Annotated in this window: 1 protein-coding gene; it reads right to left on the reverse strand. The window is 70.1% G+C overall.

The features are described from left to right. Positions 1-1,433 precede the first annotated feature (1,433 nt). Positions 1,434-2,147, reverse strand: coding sequence for a transposase (locus tag RH94_RS07415; protein ID WP_234425599.1), 714 nt, complete (start codon positions 2,145-2,147; stop codon positions 1,434-1,436). Between the last annotated feature and the right edge of the window lie 189 nt (positions 2,148-2,336).

Here is a 2,336-nt window from a genome sequence, read left to right on the forward strand (position 1 = left end):
CCCGCCGGCACCGTCGACCGAATCATCCAGGTCAACGACCGGGTCATCATGGGCACCGCACCAGCGAGGGGCAGCTGCCGCGCCACCGTCCTCGCCGGCGGGGTGGAATCCGGTGACGGGGACCGCGGCTGGCGGTACAGCTTCGTCTGGGACCAGCCTCAGGCCCCGCGCGACGCGCGCACCGGATGCCGCTGGGACCGCACCCTTCCGCTGACCGTCGGCTTCCGCATGGTGCTGCCGGACACCAAAGGCGCCCTGGTCGTCGATCCCTACTTCGGCACCCTGCGCCCCTCCCGGCGACTGGCCCCGGGCGAGTACCTGGTCACCGACGGCACCATGAACGAGATCATCCGCGCGCCCGGCCGCCCGGACCGGCTCCTGAACGCAGGCGCCGACCAGCTGGTCCGCCCCCACGGGCTGAGCCCCGCGGCCCGGTCCCTCACACGTAACTTCTGGCAGGACGGTCGCCGCCTGCTCCTGCTGGACCACCGGGGCAATACCCTCTGGCGGGGCACATCGGACTGCCAGGCGTTCCGGCACGTCGACAAAGGCATCGGCGGGCCGCTCACCTACTGCGACGGCAACGACCTGGTGACCCTGCGTCCCGTGCACAGAGACTGACAGCCCCGTACGACCGGCCGGCAGGCTCCACTTGGTGGTCTCCTCGACGTCGACGACGTCACCCTCTGCCCCAACGCCCAGCGCAGGTCGTCCCTGGTGGGTGCGTCCATGGGTCTGAAAACCCGTGTGCCCGTTCCGTGCCGACTTGACGGTCGATCAGGCACGCTGCTCTTCTGACCTCGTTGTCGAGACAGGGGGCACAGGTGAGCCGGTCGGATCTGCGGGCGTTGTTCCGTTCCAACGATCGCGAGGTCAAGGCAGTCGACTACTTCGCCGACCGCCTCGACGAATGGCAGTCGGTGGCCCGAAGCCTGTCCCACCTTGTCCGCGCGACACGGACACCTGGCTTCGACGTGCAGGACCTCGAGGCGCCCCGGCGGAACGTGCTCACGTTCTACGGCGTCGGAGGCATCGGAAAGTCGACCCTCTCGCGGTGTGTGACGGAGCACCTGGGCCAGGGACTGAGCCAGCAGGGGCACTGGCCGCGGCCCGATGAGGAGATCGGTCCTGTCGTGCCGGTACGGATCGACCTGGCGCGGGGCTCGGGGACGGACTTCGAGTCCCTGGTACTCGCGATCCGGCTGGCCGCGGCGGAGATCGGACGGCCGATGCCGACGTTCGACCTGGCCCTGCAACGCTACTGGGAACACAACCATCCGGGTGAAACGCTCGACGAGTACATGCTTCGCCGTACGCGGCTGAGTGGGCTGCCCGGGGCGCGGAATCTGTCGGACCAGATGCAGTCGGCCCTGGCGGACGTGGCGCAGGCCGTGGCCCTTCCCGGCACGGTGGGCAACGTCGTCGGCCAGGGCTTACGCACCGTGGTGCGCGCTCTGCGGGAGAGGCAGCACCGGGTCCGGGCGCTCGCGGAGTGCCGCCGGTTCGCCGATCTCCTCGAGGCCACACCGGACCAGGACGCGCTCTGCTCCGTGCCGGTAGAGGTGTTCCAGGAGCCGGACGGCGTCGTTGCCGGCGGCGAGGATCCTGGTCTTGGGCTTGGTGGGGTTCTTGCCCAGGCGGACCGGGCGGCCATAACGGCTGCCCCATTCCTCGTCGACCAGCTCGTCCAGCAGGCGCGGGGCGGTGCCGGCGACTTCCTCCAGCGCGGCACGTACCGCCTCGGTGACCATCTCCAGCCGGGTCAGGTCGCGGACCGCGGCCAGGACATGGGTGGAGTCGGTGCGCTGGGTGGTGCGCTCGCGCACCAGACCGGCCTCCTTCAGGCGGGCCGGCGCGAGGTCGAGCAGGCGGTCGGCGCGGTCGCCTTCGGTGAGACGTTCGCGGAAGTCGGCCAGCACGCTGTGGTGCAAGCCGGGATCGTCCAGCTCCATGGCCATGGCGTACTTGAAGTCGATGCGGCAGCGCACCGCCTCGGCGGCCTGCCGGTCCGACAGGCCGAGCACGAACTGCAGCACACAAACGGTGGCCAGCTGAGCGGGCGAGAGGCCCGGACGCCCGTCACACGGATACCAGTCGGCGAAGTCCTCGTCACGCCACAGCCCGTCCAGCCGATCTCTCACCCACATCGCCGCCGTACCATCCGGGTTGCTCGCCCGCGCGACCTGCGCGGTCAGAGGCGGGACCTGCTCACCGGAACGGGGACGGAGCGACAACGGACACCTCGGCAACTGCATGGGCACTCGGAACAGTCCGAGCATGCCCGCCGATCACGCCGGCGCACCGGGAAACTCCAAGATCCCCGACAGAGTCAAGCT

This window comes from Streptomyces kebangsaanensis (assembly GCF_001906585.1).
GTDB lineage: Bacteria > Actinomycetota > Actinomycetes > Streptomycetales > Streptomycetaceae > Streptomyces > Streptomyces kebangsaanensis.